Origin of the sequence: Devosia sp. MC532, from assembly GCF_016461625.1 — a bacterium.
Taxonomy (GTDB): Bacteria; Pseudomonadota; Alphaproteobacteria; order Rhizobiales; family Devosiaceae; genus Devosia.
Window position 1 is genome coordinate 76,086 of sequence record NZ_JAEMNZ010000004.1, and the last position, 17,932, is coordinate 94,017.

A 17,932-nucleotide genomic window follows, 5' to 3' on the forward strand; every position below is an offset into this window, starting at 1 on the left:
CTAAGTCTTTGAAATTCCAAGTGAATTTAATATGGCGGTCAGGGCTCCTTGGCCGCCAATATTGTTTTGGCCAATGGCACCGAGACGCATCCGCAACTCTGGGTTGCCGATCAGCCGGATAATGGCCGAGCCGAGTTGATCTACATCGGCGTCCACCACAAGACGGGCATCGCCGAAAAGCTTCTGCTCGTCTTCAAAGCGTGAGCGACGATCCCTTTGATTGATAAAGGTAATCGCAGGCTTGCCTAGGCCCAGCGATTGGATCGTGGCAGTCCCCGCCTGGCTCAGAACAAAGTCCGACGTGTCCAAGAGATTGCCCATCGCGCGGCCACGCGCCATATGCACCGTGATGTCACCATCGGTCAGTTGCCCGAGATCATCGGGCTCCGAGCTCAAGTGATGCGAGCGTTGCAGACCGGCCGCTTTTGCCAGTTCGTCAATCTGCACACTACCGGCAACAGCGAGGAAAATATCCGGCATCAGCTCCGGCACAACCTGCCGCAAGCCGTTGATTTGCAGCGCAAAACTTTCAGCGGTGAGGGCGCGGCTGCCGGGCAGCAGGGTCACCGCCAAAGCGCTGCGTCGACGCGACGCCGCGTCATAGGATCCGTGCGGAATGGTATCCATCATCAGATTGCCGGGAGCGGAGGCATTAACGCCATCCTCGCGCAACATCGCCGCAAGGTTTTCGGCGCGGCAGAACACGAGGCTACAGGCCTTGGCTATGGCTTTGCGTTCAAGGCCCGAATAGAGCCGCGCCGCGCCCGTTTTATAAACGTCGATATAGACGAGGTCGCGATAGCCGGTCACGAGGCCAGCCAGCACGCCCACCATGTCTCCGACCACGATGACGCGATCATAGTTCCCGCGCATTTTTCGCAGGAATTTCAATGCTGGTGGGACAGTGAGCAGACCGCCGTTGACGATATCGCGGCGCAGCGAGCCCTTCACGTTGCGCCACCCTTCAGAGGCCAGAGAGGCGCGTGGGCCAACGACGCGGCAGATGCCATCATAGGCCTTGCCGCTGCCAATCATCGGATAAGCATCCGCCTCAATCGAGGAGGGAAACTGGGAAATCACCTGCGCGGCAATAGCGTCTTCGCCATGCCCGTTTGAGATGATGAGGAAGCGCTGACGCGTCGCTGCCTCGCTCAACTCAATTGCCTCGGCCGAAACGTTCAAACGCCTCAGTGGCCGCTGCCGCATCGGCATAAGCTTCCTGCCGATCAACGCTCCAATAGTGCAATTCGTCGAGCGGAATGGTCTTGCCGGTTATGGCGCAGCGCACGAAAGTGCCTGATTTAATAAGCTTATAGTCGCCATCACCATAAAGCAGGGTCGCTTCGCTCGGCGTGAAGCCTTTTTCGAAGATGTTCATGTCGACCTCCTAGCCGTGTGCTGTCCTATAGCCAATTCACCGGAGCCTCAAAAGAGGCTTTCCTGCCCGCCCCCATCAGGATTACGCGATGGTTTGCGTTTCGCTGGTGGCGCGCCGGAAACCGTAGCGTTCAAATCGCCATCAACGAAAGTGAGCTTGAGACTATCCCCAGGTTTAGCCCCAGATTTGCTGGTCACAATCTGCCCGGCCTCATCTTGCACCAAGGCATAGCCACGCGCCAAGACATTCCGATAGCTCAATGTTTCCAGCAGCTTGGTCAGCTGCTCGACCTGCTGGCGGCGGCCTTGGGTCAGTTGCGCAGCGGTCACGTCGAGGCGCTTCTCCAACGGGGCGAGAAGGCTCTGAGCCTGTCTTAGGTCGGCCCGCAAAGGCTGTGGTGATAGGCGTGGCAAAACCCGCGCGAGAGCGGTGTGTTTGCGCTCAAATGCGGTTCGCGCTGCCTCTGGCAATCGCCGCGCGCGCGGATCATAGGTGAGGCGTGCGCGCTCAACCGATTTCATCAATCCGCCTTCTGCGTGGCGGCCCAGGTTTTTGAGGCGATCGCTCAGTTCGCTATGGCGTTGGCGAATAATGCGCGGCTGCAATGCCCCCGACGCTGTGCCAAAGGCCATGCGACGCGACTGCACGAAATGTCGAAGTGCGCCAGAGAGTTGGCTCGATGCCAGATCCAGCGACTGTCGCTGGTTTGAGATCAAATCACTGGCGCGTGGCAGCCCCGCCGAGGCGGCGCGGAGGCGATCCTTGAGCGAGAGCAACATGCGCCGCGCGGACTGCCGCTGCCGCCCGCCGTGGTCATCAACATAGGCAATCAGTTCAGCCCGAACCGGCACAGCGGCTTCCGCCGCAGCCGTTGGCGTGGGCGCCCGCATGTCCGAGGCATAGTCGACAAGTGTCGTATCGGTTTCGTGGCCGACAGCGGTAATAACGGGAATGTCGGAGCCCGCGACCGCGCGCACAACCGCTTCCTCGTTAAAGCCCCAAAGGTCTTCAATCGAGCCGCCCCCACGGGCGACGATGAGCAGATCTGGCCTTGGGATAGCGCCGCCTGGAACGAGGGCGTTAAACCCTTCAATCGCATTGACAACTTCTGGCGCGCTGGTTTCCCCCTGAACGCGCACGGGCCACACCAGCACATGGCTGGGGAAGCGGTCATCGAGGCGGTGCAAAATATCGCGGATAACCGCGCCGGTCGGTGATGTGATCACCCCGATAACGCGCGGCAGATAGGGCAGGGGACGCTTGCGCTCGCGCGCGAACAGCCCTTCTGCCAAAAGCTTTTTGCGGCGTTCTTCCAAGAGCGCCATCAGCGCCCCAGCACCAGCCGGTTCGATATTCTCGATAACGATCTGATACTTAGACGAACGCGGGAAGGTCGTCAGGCGACCCGTCGCGATAATCTCAAGCCCTTCTTGTGGCTTGAAGCTGAGCTTGGAAAAGCTTCCTTTCCAGATCACAGCGTCAATCGTCGCGCCTTCATCCTTAAGGGTGAAATAGGCGTGGCCCGAGGAATGTTGGCCCCGGAAGCCGGAGATTTCACCGCGGACGCGGACATGACCGAACTCGTCCTCGACCGACCGCTTTACCGCGTGGGCGATCTCGGTGACGGTAAACTCGGATGCATTGGTCAGAACCTGAGACATGTCCTCTGGTGCGATAAAAGAGTGCGGATCGTCAAGCCGCTACTCGGCGGCGTTCAAGCTTTGTGGCTGATCAAGATTACCCATGGATTGCACAATATGCTTGGCCAGCGCGTCATAGATCCCGCCATAGGCGTGGGAGGCACGCAGCAGGGCGATCTGAGCATCGCCAAGGTGCGGCAGGCCCTGCGCCTCGCCAACCACCCGCATACCCGGCTGCAAAGCGCTTTCCGGCAGAAAGCCGATGGCCAGATCGGAAAGAACCGCCGAGCTGATCGCTGTGGCGTTAGAAGAGGTATAGGCGATGCGATAATCGATGTTCGATCGATCGAGCGCCGCCAAGGCGTCCTTGCGCCACCGGCAAAACGATGGCCCGGAGGCGATTGCGATAGGTTCGCTGGCCATGGCGCGGCCGCCGTGGCTCGCCACCCAGAACATTTTCTCGGTGCGGAACAGCTCGCCAAAGTTCTGCTGCGTGCCTTGGGTGAACACAATAAGGTCATAGCGGCCCGCCTTGAGGCCAGCGATCAGCTCTTCCGAGGCCATGCAGGCCACATCAACCGCGATCTTGGGGTGGGTGCGCTGAAAACTTGAGAGAATTACCGGCAGCAGGCGCACCGCATAATCGTCCGGCACGCCGAAGCGGATCGAACCTGCAAGGTCCGCATCGTTGAATTGATCAAGGATTTCAGCATTGGTGCGCAGCATTTTGCGCGCCCGCTCATAGAGAATTTCCCCGTGATGGGTCATTGTGACGGTGCGGCCGTCGCGCGTGAGCAGCGGGTGGCCGAGGCGCTCTTCGAGCCGCTTAATCTGCATGGATACAGCAGATTGTGTCTTGTTCACCCGGCGCGCCGCCTCGGTAAAACTTCCACAGTCGGCAATGGCACAAAAGCTTTGCAGCTGATCGAGGTCGAGCGGGGAAGCCATGATTGCTTTCCATCACAAATATTGATCACAAAAATGAAATCTATTTGTTGGACGAATGACTGTCTAGCTTCTATCTCCATCACATCGGCGCATTTCAGCGACGGCCGCCATCTCCCGACCGGCGGCACCCTTTCGCAATTGGAGACTTTAGATGGCTCTCTCGCTCCCCGGCGAGCAGTCAGTCACGGCTGGCTCGTCATACAATCCCGTCCGCATTCTCGTGCGCTGGATCAAAAATGCCGCAGCCAATCGCCGTCGCGGCGTGGCCCTGCGTGCGCTATCTGAGCTCGAACCACATCTGTTGCGTGATCTAGGGATCAGCAGGTCAGATATTACTGATGCGCATCAGGCCACTGGCGCGCGCACGCCAGCAATGGTGTTGAACGCTGCCCGCGCTCGTAGCGCGCAGATGTAGCCAAACGAGATTAGCAGGTCCTTGGATCTGCTCACGACGTTGGTCTGGGTGATTGCCTCATCCCGGCCTACGAAAGGACTGGTCCTCCAGTCCCGTTTCCTGACAACTTGCCGGGTATCCTTTCGAGGACCCGGCATTTTTTGTCCGGGAATACAAAAAGCGCGCTGCAGAGGTCTGCAACGCGCTCAATTCACAGTTTTAAATCAGTCTCTTAGGGAAGAGCTGCAAACCCGTCCTTAAAGCCGGCCAAGGACACCGGAATGCCCACGCCTTCTTCAGGGGTTTTGAACACGACGAAAATTGCTTCGCTGCCTTCTGACAGCGTCGAGATCAATTCGTCGTCCAGCTCAACTTCAGCGATGCAGCCGTTCGGCAAGCAGCGCACGAATGCGACGCGGCCCATGTCCGTGCCGTCAACGTTAAGGCCCAGGCCATTCGGCAGGAGCACGCCGAGAGGCGCCAGAACGCGCAGCAAACGGGCTTCTCCGTCAGCGGTCTTTAAGACGATAACCGACAGGCCAACGTTGGGCTGATCTTCAGCCAAGACATTCTGAATGATGGCACATTGTTCAGCGGTCGCCCCTGGTGGGGTGTCACAGCTCAGCTGCCAGTCGCCATGTTCGGCACGAATGGTGCCTTGCGACAGCGCTGGTGAAACGCTCATGGCGGCGAGGGCCGCGCTCAGGAGACCAATCCGTTTTGCCCAGATCAACACTCTATTACCTCTCCTGAGAATCGGGATTGATTTCCCAACGTGCACAGTTGCCGAAAAAGCCTCGGCGGTGTCAACCAAAGCCCCGTATTCCGGCTCTTTTTTACGGTCAAACAAGGCGAGTATGAGGCGAAAGGGTGTCCTGTCGGCACCTTTTGCCGCACGAGAGTTGAGTGTGGCCGCAATAGACTCTCGTGCGGCTATATGATTTACGGTCTTTCCAGAGTATTTCGCTCCGAGGTTGAGTCGGGGCGGCGTTAGCTATGCCGCTATTCAAACCCCCTCATTCTCGGTGATAGCCGCCAGAACATGTCGACAAGGGGGTATATGGTGACCGGGCAGTTCTTTAAAAAGATGGGTGCCGTTTCCGCGGCCGCAATGGCACTTCTGCCAGCGGTGTCGGGTGCCCAGGAGCTCGGCACGGGGCAGCCCGCCCCAGGCCAGTTTAATCTCCAGGGTTCCGTGACTCCGATCATGGACTCAATCACAGCATTCCACGACGGTGTGCTGATGTGGACGATCACGCTGATCGTTCTCTTCGTGCTTGCGCTTTTGATAATCGTGGCTCTGCGTTTCAACGCAAAGTCAAATCCGGTTCCTGCGCGCTTCACGCACAACACGCTCATCGAAATCGTTTGGACCGTTCTACCGGTCTTGATTCTCGTGATCATTGCGATCCCGTCTTTCGGCGTTCTCTCTGATCAGATGACCACGCCAGATGGCGAGCGTAAGTATCTTGGTGCGAACGTCTTCTCCATGGGTGAAGTCGAAGTTCCAGCTGCGTCGCTGACCGTCAAGGTTTCGGGTGAGCAGTGGTACTGGAATTACGAATATGTCGATCAGGGCGTTGGCTTTGACTCGAACATGGTTCGCGATGCCGACCTTCAGGAAGGTCAACCACGTCTGCTTGCTGTTGATAACAACCTGATCGTGCCAGTTGGTGCAACCGTTCGTCTGCAGGTCACTGCAAGCCCATCGGGTGTGATCCATGCTTGGGCAGTTCCGTCCTTCGGCGTTCTTATGGATGCTGTTCCGGGTCGCCTGAACGAAACTTGGTTCAATGCTCGTGAAACTGGTATGTTCTATGGTCAGTGCCGCGAACTGTGCGGTAAGGATCATGCTTACATGCCAATCGGCGTGCGCGTTGTGACCGCAGAACAATTCGACACCTTCATTAAGGCATTCGCCGAAAGCCGTGACTACGGTGCTTCTGTAGCACTTCTGCCGGCACTGTAATTTAGGGGTCAGAGGAAACACACATGGCAAATACTGCTCACCTCGAGGCCAATGCGACCGGGCATGATCATGCCTCGCATGACCATCACACCCCGACCGGCTGGCGCCGTTGGGTCTACTCGACGAACCACAAAGACATCGGGATCATGTATTTGATCTTCTCGATCTTTGCTGGTGTTGTCGGTGGCCTGCTTTCGGGCGCAATGCGCGTCGAACTGCAAGAGCCTGGCATTCAGATCTTCCACGGTATGGCTGCAATGGCCTACGGCGTTGATGGCGATGCTGCCCTTGATGCTGGTAAGCACATGTTCAACGTGTTCGTTTCCGCGCACGCTCTGATCATGGTGTTCTTCACCGTTATGCCTGCGACCATGGGTGGCTTTGCCAACTATTTCGCTCCGCTGATGATCGGTGCGCCGGATACCGCGTTCCCGCGTATCAACAACATCGCTTTCTGGCTCCTGCCTCCAGCGCTGCTGCTCACTGTTCTTTCGATGTTCTTCGAAGGTCCATCGGGCGCAATGGGCTTCGGTGGCGGTTGGACTGCTTACCCACCACTGGCAACCTCGGGTCACCCAGGTCCTGCAACTGACTTCGTGATCTTCTCACTGCACGTTGCTGGTATCTCCTCGATCCTTGGCGCGATCAACCTGATCACCACCATCCTGAACATGCGTGCACCGGGCATGACCCTGCACAAGATGCCACTGTTCGCTTGGTCGGTTCTCGTGACAGCGTTCCTGCTGCTGCTCGCGCTTCCAGTTCTTGCTGGCGCGATCACCATGATGCTTACCGATCGTAACTTCGGCACCTCGTTCTTCTCGCCTGAAGGCGGTGGTGATCCGGTCCTGTACCAGCACCTGTTCTGGTTCTTCGGTCACCCTGAAGTTTACATCATGATCTTGCCGGGCTTCGGCATCATCAGCCACATCGTGGCAACCTTCAGCCGCAAGCCAGTCTTTGGCTACATGGCAATGGCTTATGCTATGGTTGCTATCGGCTTCGTTGGTTTCGTTGTGTGGGCTCACCACATGTACACCACCGGTCTCAGCCTCGACGTACAGCGTTACTTCGTTGCTGCAACCATGGTTATTGCGGTTCCGACGGGTGTTAAGATCTTCTCGTGGATCGCGACAATGTGGGGTGGCTCGATCACCTTCCGTACCCCGATGCTCTGGGCAATTGGCTTCATCTTCCTGTTCACCGTTGGTGGTGTAACCGGCGTGGTGCTGTCGAACGCTGCTGCTGACCGTGCTCTGCACGACACCTACTATGTGGTTGCTCACTTCCACTACGTGCTGTCGCTGGGTGCTGTGTTCTCGATCTTCGCTGGCTGGTACTACTGGTACCCCAAGATGTTCGGCCACATGTACTCCGAGTTCCTTGGCAAGCTGCACTTCTGGGTGATGTTCGTTGGTGTGAACCTGATCTTCTTCCCGCAGCACTTCCTCGGCCTTGCTGGCATGCCGCGTCGTTATGTCGACTATCCGGATGCTTATGCTCTGTGGAACCGTGTCTCCTCGATCGGCTACTACATCACCTTCGTCGCTATGGTCATCTTCTTCTACGCAATGTGGGAAGCTGCCCGTAAGAAGCGCCCAGCTGGTGATAATCCGTGGGGTGATGGTGCAACGACCCTGGAATGGACCCTGTCCTCCCCACCGCCGTTCCACCAGTTCTCGACCCTGCCACGCATTGACAGCAAAGACGCTCACTAAGCGTTCGGCATAATTAGAACTCTGCGGGCCGCGTTACGACGCGGTCCGCTCTAAAGGAAAGTCCTGTGGCCTATATCGACAACAATACAAATTCGACCGTGATGGCGGGCGGAGCACGCGTAGAGGACTATATCTCGCTGCTGAAGCCGCGCGTAATGTCGCTCGTCGTATTTGTTGGTCTGGTGGGCATGCTGGTTGCTCCAGGCTCGATCCATCCCGTAGTGGGGCTGATCGCCATTGCCTGTATCGCCATTGGCGCAGGTGCCTCTGGTGCGCTCAACATGTGGTACGATAGCGATATCGACGCCATCATGAGCCGTACCGTTAATCGTCCTATTCCAGCCGGCCGTATGCAGCGCAATGATGCGCTCACCTTCGGTGTGGTGTTGTCCGTTTTCTCGGTGATGTTGCTGACGCTCGCGACCAATTGGTTCGCTGGAGCCTTCCTCGCCTTCACCATTTTCTTTTATGTCGTCGTCTACACGATGTGGCTCAAGCGCACGACGCCGCAGAACATCGTTATTGGCGGCGCCGCTGGTGCCTTCCCGCCAATGGTTGGCTGGGCTGCCGTGACCGGTGACGTCTCTTGGGTCAGCTTCTCGCTGTTCCTCATCATCTTCCTGTGGACCCCTCCGCATTTCTGGGCGCTGGCGCTCTACAAGCAGGGTGACTACGGCGCGGCTGGCGTTCCCATGATGCCAAACGTTGCTGGTGAAAAATCCACCCGCGTTCAGATTTTTGTCTATTCGCTGCTACTGGCGCTCTCGAGCGTTGCGCCAATCCTTCTCGGGTTCTCGAGCTGGATTTACGGTGTGGTTGCGTCTGTTGTGGCTGTTGGCTTTGTTTGGCACGCCACCCGTCTGCTGCTGGCAAACGAAAGCGTTGAAATGCGCAAACGTGCCCGTGGTCTCTTCACCTATTCGTTGAGCTATCTGGCCATCCTCTTCTTGGCCCTGCTCGTCGATAATTTTGCTCTGCGCATGGGAGTCCTATAACCATGAGCAAATTAGTAGGCGCAAAGCTTGCGCCAAACGATTTGACCGAAGAACAGATGCTCGCATTCCGCAAGCAGCGGGCCCGTCGCTCTTGGGCGCTGGCGCTGGCCTTGGCCATGTTCTGCATCACCTTCTACGTGCTGACCATCGTCAAGTTTGGTCCTGCAATCTTTGATCGGGCGCTGTAATGGCTGACGTTGCAGGTCTAAGTCACGCTCCCCAGAATCCGAAGAATAAGCGCACAGGTATTGTTCTTGCGTCGCTTGCTATCGGCATGGTGGGTCTGGCTTTTGCTTCTGTTCCGCTTTACCAGCTGTTCTGCCAGGTCACTGGTTATGGTGGCACGACACAAAATGCCGACGGTAACCCCAAGGGTGTTATCGACCGCGCCATGAGCACGCGCTTCGACGTCAATGTTGATCGTGCTCTGCCATGGACCGTGAAAGCTGCGCCGATCTCGACCGACCAGATCGGTCAGGTTCGTACTGTGAATTACGTAGCGACCAACAATTCCGATAAGCCCACGACCGGCATGGCCGTGTTCAATGTGGCTCCGGATAAAGCTGGTATCTATTTCAATAAGATCCAGTGCTTCTGCTTCAATGAGCAGACACTGCAGCCGGGCGAAACCGTGGAAATGCCCATCGTATTTTTCGTTGATCCCGATCTGGACGAGAACCACGAACTCGCCACGATAAAAGAGATCACACTCTCGTATACCTTCTACGCTTCAGACAGTGAGGGAAGCTGAACATGGCCGCCATAGAAAAGAACCATGAATATCACATGGTCGAACCCAGTCCCTGGCCGTTCGTCATGTCCGCCGCAATCTTCATTATGGCGGTAGGCGCGATCTTCTGGATGCAGAATTGGACCCCATGGGTCTTCGCCATCGGCACCGCCGGTGTGCTCTACACCATGTACGCATGGTGGAGCGACGTTGTTAAGGAAGCCGAGAACGGCGTTGATCATACCCCAGTCGTGGTTATGCACCACCGCTATGGCATGATCCTGTTCATTGCTTCGGAAGTCATGGTTTTTGCCGGTGTCTTCTGGGCATATTTCGACGGTTTCTTCCGTTACGATGATATTGAACAGTACGCTCGTGTTGCGGCAACCGGCGGTCATTGGCCACCAACTGGCATCGAACTCTTCGATCCGTTCCACCTGCCACTCTTCAACACTCTCCTGCTGCTGACCTCGGGCACCACCGTGACCTGGGCACACCATGCGCTGCTGGAAGGTGATCGCAAGGGTCTCAAGTGGGGTCTTGCACTCACTGTCGCTCTCGGCCTTGTTTTCACCTACGTTCAGTACCTTGAATACAGCCATGCTGGCTTCTCGTTCACTGGCAACATGTACGGTTCCACCTTCGTGGCTGCGACCGGTCTGCATGGTTTCCACGTGATCGTTGGTACGATCTTCCTGGCCGTGTGCCTCCTTCGCGCAATGAAGGGCCACTTCACCCCACAGCGTCACCTCGGTTTCGAGTTCGCTGCTTGGTATTGGCACTTCGTGGACGTTGTTTGGCTGTTCCTCTTCGCCACCATCTATATCTGGGGTGCATGGGGCGTTGCCCTGAGCCACTAAGCCTCGGCTTAGACATGAATAGGGGCGCGGCATTGCTGCGCCCTTTTTTGTTGGAGAATGACGATGCCATCGCCCTCAGCTGATTTGCCAAAGCGCCGCGGTTTGAAATGGACCGACTATTTGTTCGCCGCGATCATGCTCGCCCTTGCGGGCACATGCGTGTTCTTGGGCGGCTGGCAGATGGACCGCTTGGCTGAGAAGGAGGCGTTGATCGCAGCTGTCGATCAGCGTTTGGATGCGGAGCCAGTCCCCGTACCGAGCGTCGACCAGTGGGCGCAGCTTGAGCCCGATGACTGGAATTTTACCCCGGTCAGCCTAACCGGCACATTCCGCTACACCCAGACCATAACTGTCTTCACCAGCCTCACCGATCCCCGTGGTCCTTACAAGGGGCCAGGCTATTGGGTCGTCACCCCGTTTGAGCTGGTCGATGGTGGCACGGTCTTCGTCAACCGTGGCTACGTTCCACAAGAATTTCAGGAACAAGCGGCCCTTGGCGACCTGCACGGCGATGATCCGGAAACGATCACGATTGTTGGCCTCTGGCGTCAGGATGAACAGCTTGGCTGGATGACCCCAGAACCCAATACCTCAGACAGGGTCGAATGGGTTCGCAACATCGCCCGCATGGGGGCAATGGTTGATCCTGCCCTGGCTCCACTGGCGCCGTTCTACGTTGATATGCTGGCGGGTGAACCCGGTGTTCTCCCACAGGCTGGCGAGACGAAAGTCACCTTCACCAATAATCACCTTGGCTATTCCATGACTTGGTATGGTTTCGCCATCATCGCTGTTCTCATGCTGGGCTATTGGCTCTGGCGACAGGCACGAAGAGAAGTCTGACTTTGACTGCGGCGAAAGCTTGCAGCTCTCGTCGGCTTTGACTAGGTTGCAGCAATTCTAAAAGGGCGCTTTCCCTCGATGCAGTTTGTTTCTACGCGCGGCCAGGCGCCGGCGCTTGGTTTCTCCGATGCCGTTCTCGCAGGTCTTGCTTCGGACGGTGGTCTTTATGTGCCGCAAACTTGGCCGCAGTTCACTCATGCGGAAATTGCGAGCTTTGCTGGTAAGCCTTATGCGGAGGTCGCTTATGCAGTGATCTCTCGCTTCACTAGCGATGAAATCCCAGCCGAGACCCTAAAGCGCATCATCGATGAAGCTTACGCCACTTTCCGCCATCCTTCGGTGGCGCCGCTCGTAGAACTTGAGCCCGGCCACTTCGTCCTCGAGCTGTTCCACGGCCCGACCTTGGCCTTCAAGGATGTGGCGATGCAGTTCCTCAGCCGCATCATGGACCATATCTTGGCCGAACGCGGCCTGCGGGCAACCATTGTCGGCGCCACTTCAGGCGACACGGGGTCAGCGGCTATTGAAGCCTTCCGTGGCCGCGACACCACTGACATCTTCATCCTGCACCCCAAGGGGCGTACGTCGGAAGTTCAGCGTCGTCAGATGACGACCGTGCTCGATTCCAACGTTCACAATATCGCGCTTGAAGGCACCTTTGACGATTGTCAGGACGCCGTCAAAGCCATGTTCAACAACCATGCTTTCCGCGATCGCGTGCGCCTGTCGGGCGTCAACTCGATCAATTGGGGCCGCATTGTTGCGCAGATCGTCTATTACTTCACCTCGGCTGTCGCGATTGGCGCGCCGCATCGCAAGGTGAGTTTCACGGTCCCGACCGGTAATTTCGGCGACGTCTTTGCAGGCTACTGCGCCAAGCAGATGGGCCTGCCGATCGAAAAACTGATCATCGCCACCAATGCCAACGACATTCTGCGTCGCACCCTGGATACCGGTCGCTATGAGATGAACGGCGTTGCGCCGACCATCTCGCCATCGATGGATATTCAGATTTCATCGAACTTTGAGCGTTTGCTGTTTGAAAGCGCCGGACGCGATGCCGAAGGCGTATCGCGGATGATGGCAGGGTTGAAGCAGTCGGGTGGGTTCGATCTTCCAGCAAATGCCATTGCGGCCATCCGCAAGGACTTTGCAGCCGGGACCACCGGCGAAGCGGAAACCAGCAAGGTTATCGCGGACACGCAAGCCCAGAGTGCTTATCTTCTCGACCCTCACACGGCGGTCGCCGTTGGCGTGGCACAGGCGCAGCCAAAGTCTGAAGTGCCGATGATTTCGCTCTCGACTGCGCACCCCGCCAAGTTCCCGGCAGCAGTTGAAGCCGCATCCGGCATCAATCCTCCGCTTCCATCTTGGTTGGCGGATCTTTACGATCGTGAAGAACGGCTTACTGTCCTTGCGAATGATCAACAATTGATCGAAGATTTTATCGGCGCTCGTAGCCGCGCGAACTAACAAGGGGCTACAGCTTCGGCTGAAGGCTCAGGAGGACCAGTGTGAGCGTAAAATCGACTACTCTTGATAACGGCATGGTGGTGTTGACCGACGACATGCCGCATCTGGAAAGCGCTTCTCTGGGAGTTTGGGTTCGCGCCGGTGCGCGCTCCGAGCGCAAAACTGAGCATGGTGTCTCGCACCTCTTGGAGCATATGGCTTTCAAGGGGACGCACACCCGCACGGCGCTCGAAATTGCGGAAGCAATTGAAAATGTGGGCGGCGATCTCAATGCTGCGACTTCCATTGAACACACAGGCTATTTCGCTCGCGTGCTCAAGGACGACGTCGTTCTCGCTGCCGACATCCTCTCCGACATTCTGCAGAACTCCAAGTTCGATGAAGACGAACTCGCGCGCGAAAAGCAGGTGATTGTTCAGGAGATTGGCGCTGCCCGCGACAATCCCGACGACTATGTCTTCGACATGTTCCAGCAGGCCGCGTTCCCCAATCAGCCGATTGGGCGCACCATTTTGGGCACTGCGGAATCGGTCCGGGAATTCTCCGCAGACACCGTCCACAAATACATGCGCCGCAACTATGTGGGCGACCACATGGTTCTGGCCGCAGCTGGCAATGTCGATCACGATGGCCTTGTTGAAGTCGCGCGCAGCCGCTTTGCTGATTTGACGCCAAATGGTGCTCCAGCGCCGCAGCGCGCCGAATATCAGGGCGGGGAAGCGCGTGTCTCCTCGGATCACGAGCAGGCGCATATCGTTCTGGGCTTCCAGGGCCGCGCCTATAATTCTGATGGGTTCTACGCCTCGCAAGTGCTCGCTTCCATTCTCGGCGGCGGCATGAGCTCGCGCCTCTTCCAAGAGGTGCGTGAAAAGCGTGGCCTTTGCTATTCGGTCTATGCCTTCCACTGGGCCTTCGCCGATAGCGGCGTCTTCGGCGTTGCAGCAGCAACCGGCGAAGAAGAAGTGCCCGAGTTGATCCCCGTCGTGCTCGATGAGCTTCGTCGTGCCACCGAGACCATCACCGATGAAGAAGTGATGCGCGTCCGCAATCAGATTCGCGCCGGGCTCCTCATGTCGCTCGAAAGCCCATCGGCCCGCGCTGGCCAGTTGGCCCGTCAGCAGATCCTTTGGGGCCGCACGATCCCGATGGCTGAAACAGTGGAACGCATCAACCGCATCACTGCGGCGCGCGTGCGGGAAGTGGCTGAGCAAATCTTCACCACCGGTGTCCCCACACTGGCCGGCATCGGTCCGATTGATCATCTGGCCGACGTTCAAACCATTGGCGAAACCCTAAAGCGGTAATCATCATGCTCTGGCCTTGGTCATCTCCAGCATCGCTGGTTGTGTTAAAGGCCGGAGACATCACCCTCCGCTTGCCCGCTATGCGCGACTACGATCAGTGGGCAACGCTGCGTCGGCAAAGCTATGATTTCCTCCGTCCCTATGAACCGCGCTGGTCTGAAAAGGATTTGGCGCGTCGCATCTATGCCCATCGCGTCAAACGCGCGCGCATCGAGGCGGAAGAAGGCACGGACTATACCTTCTTCGTTTTCCTCCACGATGGACAAAAGGATGTCCTCGTTGGCGGCGTGACGCTCTCCAACATCCGCCGACGTGCCGCTCAGTTCGCCAATCTTGGCTATTGGATGGGGCAACGCTACGCCGGGCAGGGGATTATGAGTCGGGCCGTCTCACTCCTCATTCCCTTCGCCTTTGAGACGTTGGATTTACACCGCCTCCACGCGGCCTTTATTCCGAACAACCGCGCTTCCCGCCGTGTTCTCGAAAAGAATGGTTTCAAGGAAGAGGGGTTTGCCGACCACTATTTGCAGATCGATGGGCGTTGGGCAGACCATATTTTAATGGGGCTTTCGCGCGAGCGCTGGATGATGTTGTCTTGGCAAAAATCAACGCAGCGATACGTCTGATCCACATGTTGCTTCCTCGCAACAATGTCAGAAGCTTGTCGCGTCATGGTTTCTCCCTTACCAAGTTAATCGATCCTCTGGAGGATGAACCGACCAAGCTGTGTCAGAGATTGTTTTCACGATCTGCGACCGTTGCCATAATGAAGCCTAGCGCAGGATTTAACTGCCTCTAATGCGTCATCTGTTTGCACTCGCGACCGTGTTCGCGCTCGCTCTGTTTAGCCTAGCGCCAGCGCAAGGTTTTGAAGTCATTTCCGTCCCCGAGGACGTGAAGGCTGTGAATTTGTCTGATGTTGTCGAGATTGTTCCCGGTCAGGATGGCCGTGTGCAGCTTTCGACCGCGCCGGACAGCAGCGGCATCATCCGGCGCATTGAGGTGTTGGCCAACGAGCTGGGCACCAATCCAAGCTTTGCCTTGTTCGCCTTGCGCAACGACAGCGATCAGCAGATCGAACGCCTACTGGTTTCCCCATATTACCGCCTGCCTGATTCTGGCGTCCTGACACCAGATTTGGGGCAAAGCCGTATCACCACCGTCACGCCAAGCTCAGGCATTCGCCCTGAACGCGTCGTAGACCCGGAAGCGGATGTGTTTGAAGTGACGCTCGACCCGGGCGCCACCATGACCGTGATCGCCGAGCTGAGCGGCGGCAGCCTTCCAGAACTGTACCTCTGGGAGCCGAATGCCTACCGCGATTATGTGAACTCCTTCACCCTGTTCCGTGGCGTTGTTCTCGGCGTTGCCTCGCTCGCAGCGGTGTTTCTCACCATCATGTTCGTGGTCAAGGGGCGCGGCGTATTCCCGGTCACTGCCGCTTTTGCATGGGCAGTATTGATCTACCTGCTGATCGATTTTGGCATTCTGGGGCGCATCCTCAACCTGCCTGCTGATGGCGTTCAACCGTGGCGTGCGGCGGCGGAGGCGCTCTTAGCGACAACCCTTGCCGGGTTCTTGTTTATCTATCTCAATCTACACCGCTGGCATCTGCGCTTCGTCCATCTGGCAATGGGGCTCGCCGCGCTGTTTCTGGCTCTCTTTGCCTTCGCCTTCTTCCAGCCCGCCATTGCCGCAACCATTGCGCGTGTGGTTCTGGCCATGCTCGGCGTTTCGGGCTTCTTCCTGATCCTGATGCTGGCTTTGCGCGGCTATGACCGCGCTGTCCTGCTGGTCCCCACGTGGATCATCTTTATTGCCCTGCTGTTCTATTCTTGGCTCGTTATCTCGGGTCAAGTGACCAATGACATTGCCCAGCCAGCCGTCGCTGGCGGCTTGGTGCTCATTGTCATGCTCTTGGGCTTTACGGCGGTCCAACACGCCTTCTCTGAAGGTCAGGTGACCATTGGCACCCTGTCCGAAGTGGAGCGCCGTGCGCTCGCCCTCACGGGTTCGGGCGACTTCGTTTTTGATTGGAATATCGAGCGCGACCGTGTCACCGTCAGTGATGAACTGGCGACGCGCCTCGGCGAAAAGCGCGGTGCGCTGCGCGGCGCCATCAAGCGCTGGCTCGACCGTGTGCATCCCGAAGACCGCGATCGCTTCCGTACCGCATTCGATACGCTGGTTGAGCTGCGTCGCGGCAAGGTTTCCGCCGATATGCGGATTGCCGGTCACGATGGCAATTTCCGCACCTTCCGTATGCGCGTGAAGCCCGTTCTGGGTGGCGACGGCCAGGTCAATCGGATCGTCGGTACGTTGCAGGATGTCACCGAAGATCGTGCTGCGCGCGAACGTCTCTTGCATGACGCTGTGCACGATAGCCTGACTGGCCTGCCAAACCGTCAGCTGTTTTTGGATCGCCTGGATCGCGCACTTGTCCGTGCCCGCGCGCCGGGTGGGATCAAGCCGGCCGTGTTCCTTATCGACATCGATCGGTTCATGGAGCTTGAGGAGCGCATTGGCCATTCTGCCGCCGACTCGGTGCTGCTGGCCATTTCGCGCCGTATCTCCCGTCTGATGCGTCCGCTTGATACGCTTGCCCGCGTGACCGGTGATCAGTTCGCCGTCATCTTGGCGTCAGAACAGGCGGCTGCAAAAATCGCTGAAACGGCTGAGCAGATCCGTAAGGCGCTCAAGCAGCCTTTCAACTTTGGTGATCGTGACCTGATGCTGACCGCCTCTATTGGCGTCACCATCTACGACAGCAACCCATCCACGCCTCAGGATGTGCTTCGCGACGCCGAACTGGCGATGTATTATGCCAAGCGTCTGGGCGGCGATCGTATCGAAGCCTATCGCGCTTCGGCCCGCTCCATTGCCTCCTACAACAAGGCCAGCGAGGAAGATCTCGAACGCGGTCTCAAGCTGGGTGAGTTGCAGGTTCAGTTCCAGCCGATCATGGACATACATTCAGGCCAGCTGGCGGGGTGTGAAGCGCTCATGCGCTGGAACCATCCAACCCGTGGCATTGTCACGCCCGATGAGTTCGTGCCTCTGGCCGAGCGTTCAGGGCAGATCAGCCGTCTGGGCCGCCTCGCCTTTGAACAGGCTGCGGCGCAAGCTCGGGAGTGGATGACGACGATTGGCCTGCCCGAGAATTTCTTCATCTCGGTCAATCTCTCGCCGTCCCAGCTTGCCAACGACAATATCCTCAACGATATGCGCAGCCTCTTGGCGCAAGATCGCGACTTGGCGAACTACCTCAAGCTCGAAATCACCGAAAGTCAGGTGATGACCAATCCTGAGCACTCTGCCTTCATGCTCGAAGCGCTGCGCAATCTGGGACTTGGCATCGCGCTCGATGATTTCGGTACGGGGCATTCCTCGTTTAGCTATCTGCACCGCTTCCCAATCGACACCATCAAAATCCCAGCAAACTTTATCCGCTTGGGCACGGATTCCGGCATTGCCAACACGCAGGCGCCGATCATCCGCGCCATCGTCAGCATGGCGACTGATCTTGATTTGATGGTGATCGCTGAAGGCGTCGAGACGCTGGACGAGATCGAGCGTTTGCGCCAGCTCAACTGCCGCTATGCGCAGGGCTTTGCGTTCTCGGGCGCTATCAGTGGCGTTGAACTGGGTAAGAAACTCTCAGCACAACTCGGGCGCTAAGC

General features: G+C 57.6%; 17 protein-coding genes. 12 read left to right on the forward strand and 5 right to left on the reverse strand.

The window, feature by feature from the left end:
• The 4 genes from JHC09_RS06570 to JHC09_RS06585 are packed head-to-tail and all read right to left on the reverse strand — an operon-like array spanning position 1 to position 3,966.
• Entirely contained in the window at positions 1–1,206 is a 1,206-nt protein-coding gene (locus tag JHC09_RS06570; RefSeq protein WP_210338116.1) for a hypothetical protein, read from the reverse strand.
• Positions 1,157–1,378 (reverse strand): DUF2093 domain-containing protein, encoded by a 222-nt coding sequence (locus JHC09_RS06575; protein WP_169195858.1) that lies wholly within the window; start codon positions 1,376–1,378, stop codon positions 1,157–1,159. The genes JHC09_RS06570 and JHC09_RS06575 overlap by 50 nt, the downstream gene beginning before the upstream one ends.
• 47 nt (positions 1,379–1,425) lie before the next feature.
• Positions 1,426–3,039, reverse strand: a complete 1,614-nt coding sequence (xseA, locus tag JHC09_RS06580) for an exodeoxyribonuclease VII large subunit (protein ID WP_199531293.1) — start codon at positions 3,037–3,039, stop codon at positions 1,426–1,428.
• Between the two features lie 39 nt (positions 3,040–3,078).
• On the reverse strand, positions 3,079–3,966 hold the full coding sequence (locus JHC09_RS06585; protein ID WP_199531294.1) for a LysR family transcriptional regulator: 888 nt from the start codon (positions 3,964–3,966) through the stop codon (positions 3,079–3,081).
• Positions 3,967–4,117: 151 nt separating this feature from the next.
• Here JHC09_RS06585 and JHC09_RS06590 point away from each other — a divergent pair, with 151 nt between their 5' ends.
• Positions 4,118–4,381: a DUF1127 domain-containing protein gene (locus JHC09_RS06590; protein ID WP_199531295.1), complete on the forward strand. Its 264-nt coding sequence runs from the start codon at positions 4,118–4,120 to the stop codon at positions 4,379–4,381.
• 211 nt (positions 4,382–4,592) lie between these two features.
• Here the strand turns inward: JHC09_RS06590 and JHC09_RS06595 are convergent, their stop codons facing one another.
• Positions 4,593–5,045, reverse strand: a complete 453-nt coding sequence (locus JHC09_RS06595) for an invasion associated locus B family protein (protein WP_182395898.1) — start codon at positions 5,043–5,045, stop codon at positions 4,593–4,595.
• Between the two features lie 426 nt (positions 5,046–5,471).
• On the opposite strand from JHC09_RS06595, the gene coxB reads away from it, so the two are divergent.
• The 11 genes from coxB (at position 5,472) to JHC09_RS06650 (ending at position 17,930) form a co-directional block, all read left to right on the forward strand.
• Positions 5,472–6,329 (forward strand): cytochrome c oxidase subunit II, encoded by an 858-nt coding sequence (gene coxB, locus JHC09_RS06600; RefSeq protein WP_248308925.1) that lies wholly within the window; start codon positions 5,472–5,474, stop codon positions 6,327–6,329.
• 23 nt (positions 6,330–6,352) lie between these two features.
• Positions 6,353–8,047, forward strand: coding sequence for a cytochrome c oxidase subunit I (gene ctaD / locus JHC09_RS06605; RefSeq protein WP_169195863.1), 1,695 nt, complete (start codon positions 6,353–6,355; stop codon positions 8,045–8,047).
• A 101-nt stretch (positions 8,048–8,148) separates the two neighbouring features.
• Positions 8,149–9,042 (forward strand): heme o synthase, encoded by an 894-nt coding sequence (locus JHC09_RS06610; RefSeq protein WP_169195932.1) that lies wholly within the window; start codon positions 8,149–8,151, stop codon positions 9,040–9,042.
• Positions 9,043–9,044: 2 nt separating this feature from the next.
• A complete protein-coding gene (locus JHC09_RS06615) occupies positions 9,045–9,230 on the forward strand; it encodes a hypothetical protein (RefSeq protein ID WP_169195864.1) in 186 nt (61 codons plus the stop codon).
• On the forward strand, positions 9,230–9,793 hold the full coding sequence (locus JHC09_RS06620; RefSeq protein WP_199531296.1) for a cytochrome c oxidase assembly protein: 564 nt from the start codon (positions 9,230–9,232) through the stop codon (positions 9,791–9,793). Before JHC09_RS06615 ends, JHC09_RS06620 begins: the two co-directional genes overlap by 1 nt.
• Positions 9,794–9,795: 2 nt before the next feature.
• Complete coding sequence (locus JHC09_RS06625; protein WP_199531297.1) at positions 9,796–10,632, forward strand: cytochrome c oxidase subunit 3; 837 nt, start codon at positions 9,796–9,798, stop codon at positions 10,630–10,632.
• 63 nt (positions 10,633–10,695) lie between these two features.
• A complete protein-coding gene (locus tag JHC09_RS06630; RefSeq protein ID WP_199531298.1) occupies positions 10,696–11,475 on the forward strand; it encodes an SURF1 family protein in 780 nt (259 codons plus the stop codon).
• A 78-nt stretch (positions 11,476–11,553) separates the two neighbouring features.
• Positions 11,554–12,948, forward strand: coding sequence for a threonine synthase (gene thrC / locus JHC09_RS06635; RefSeq protein WP_199531299.1), 1,395 nt, complete (start codon positions 11,554–11,556; stop codon positions 12,946–12,948).
• Positions 12,949–12,989: 41 nt separating this feature from the next.
• Positions 12,990–14,252, forward strand: a complete 1,263-nt coding sequence (locus JHC09_RS06640; protein WP_169195869.1) for a pitrilysin family protein — start codon at positions 12,990–12,992, stop codon at positions 14,250–14,252.
• 5 nt (positions 14,253–14,257) lie between these two features.
• Positions 14,258–14,878 carry a GNAT family protein gene (locus JHC09_RS06645; protein ID WP_199531300.1) on the forward strand — a complete coding sequence of 207 codons (621 nt, stop codon included), beginning with the start codon at positions 14,258–14,260 and terminating at the stop codon, positions 14,876–14,878.
• 172 nt (positions 14,879–15,050) lie between these two features.
• On the forward strand, positions 15,051–17,930 hold the full coding sequence (locus JHC09_RS06650; protein WP_199531301.1) for an EAL domain-containing protein: 2,880 nt from the start codon (positions 15,051–15,053) through the stop codon (positions 17,928–17,930).
• Positions 17,931–17,932 lie beyond the last annotated feature (2 nt).

What these genes read in the sequence shown, in the direction of transcription:
- xseA (WP_199531293.1), bottom strand. Translation starts at nt 3,039, where the DNA reads ATGTCTCAGGTTCTGACCAATGCATCCGAGTTTACCGTCACCGAGATC.
- JHC09_RS06625 (WP_199531297.1), top strand. Translation starts at nt 9,796, where the DNA reads ATGGCCGCCATAGAAAAGAACCATGAATATCACATGGTCGAACCCAGT.
- JHC09_RS06575 (WP_169195858.1), bottom strand. Translation starts at nt 1,378, where the DNA reads ATGAACATCTTCGAAAAAGGCTTCACGCCGAGCGAAGCGACCCTGCTT.
- thrC (WP_199531299.1), top strand. Translation starts at nt 11,554, where the DNA reads ATGCAGTTTGTTTCTACGCGCGGCCAGGCGCCGGCGCTTGGTTTCTCC.
- JHC09_RS06610 (WP_169195932.1), top strand. Translation starts at nt 8,149, where the DNA reads ATGGCGGGCGGAGCACGCGTAGAGGACTATATCTCGCTGCTGAAGCCG.
- JHC09_RS06585 (WP_199531294.1), bottom strand. Translation starts at nt 3,966, where the DNA reads ATGGCTTCCCCGCTCGACCTCGATCAGCTGCAAAGCTTTTGTGCCATT.
- JHC09_RS06615 (WP_169195864.1), top strand. Translation starts at nt 9,045, where the DNA reads ATGAGCAAATTAGTAGGCGCAAAGCTTGCGCCAAACGATTTGACCGAA.
- coxB (WP_248308925.1), top strand. Translation starts at nt 5,472, where the DNA reads ATGGCACTTCTGCCAGCGGTGTCGGGTGCCCAGGAGCTCGGCACGGGG.
- JHC09_RS06645 (WP_199531300.1), top strand. Translation starts at nt 14,258, where the DNA reads ATGCTCTGGCCTTGGTCATCTCCAGCATCGCTGGTTGTGTTAAAGGCC.
- JHC09_RS06595 (WP_182395898.1), bottom strand. Translation starts at nt 5,045, where the DNA reads ATGAGCGTTTCACCAGCGCTGTCGCAAGGCACCATTCGTGCCGAACAT.
- JHC09_RS06650 (WP_199531301.1), top strand. Translation starts at nt 15,051, where the DNA reads ATGCGTCATCTGTTTGCACTCGCGACCGTGTTCGCGCTCGCTCTGTTT.
- JHC09_RS06630 (WP_199531298.1), top strand. Translation starts at nt 10,696, where the DNA reads ATGCCATCGCCCTCAGCTGATTTGCCAAAGCGCCGCGGTTTGAAATGG.
- JHC09_RS06620 (WP_199531296.1), top strand. Translation starts at nt 9,230, where the DNA reads ATGGCTGACGTTGCAGGTCTAAGTCACGCTCCCCAGAATCCGAAGAAT.
- JHC09_RS06570 (WP_210338116.1), bottom strand. Translation starts at nt 1,206, where the DNA reads ATGCGGCAGCGGCCACTGAGGCGTTTGAACGTTTCGGCCGAGGCAATT.
- ctaD (WP_169195863.1), top strand. Translation starts at nt 6,353, where the DNA reads ATGGCAAATACTGCTCACCTCGAGGCCAATGCGACCGGGCATGATCAT.
- JHC09_RS06590 (WP_199531295.1), top strand. Translation starts at nt 4,118, where the DNA reads ATGGCTCTCTCGCTCCCCGGCGAGCAGTCAGTCACGGCTGGCTCGTCA.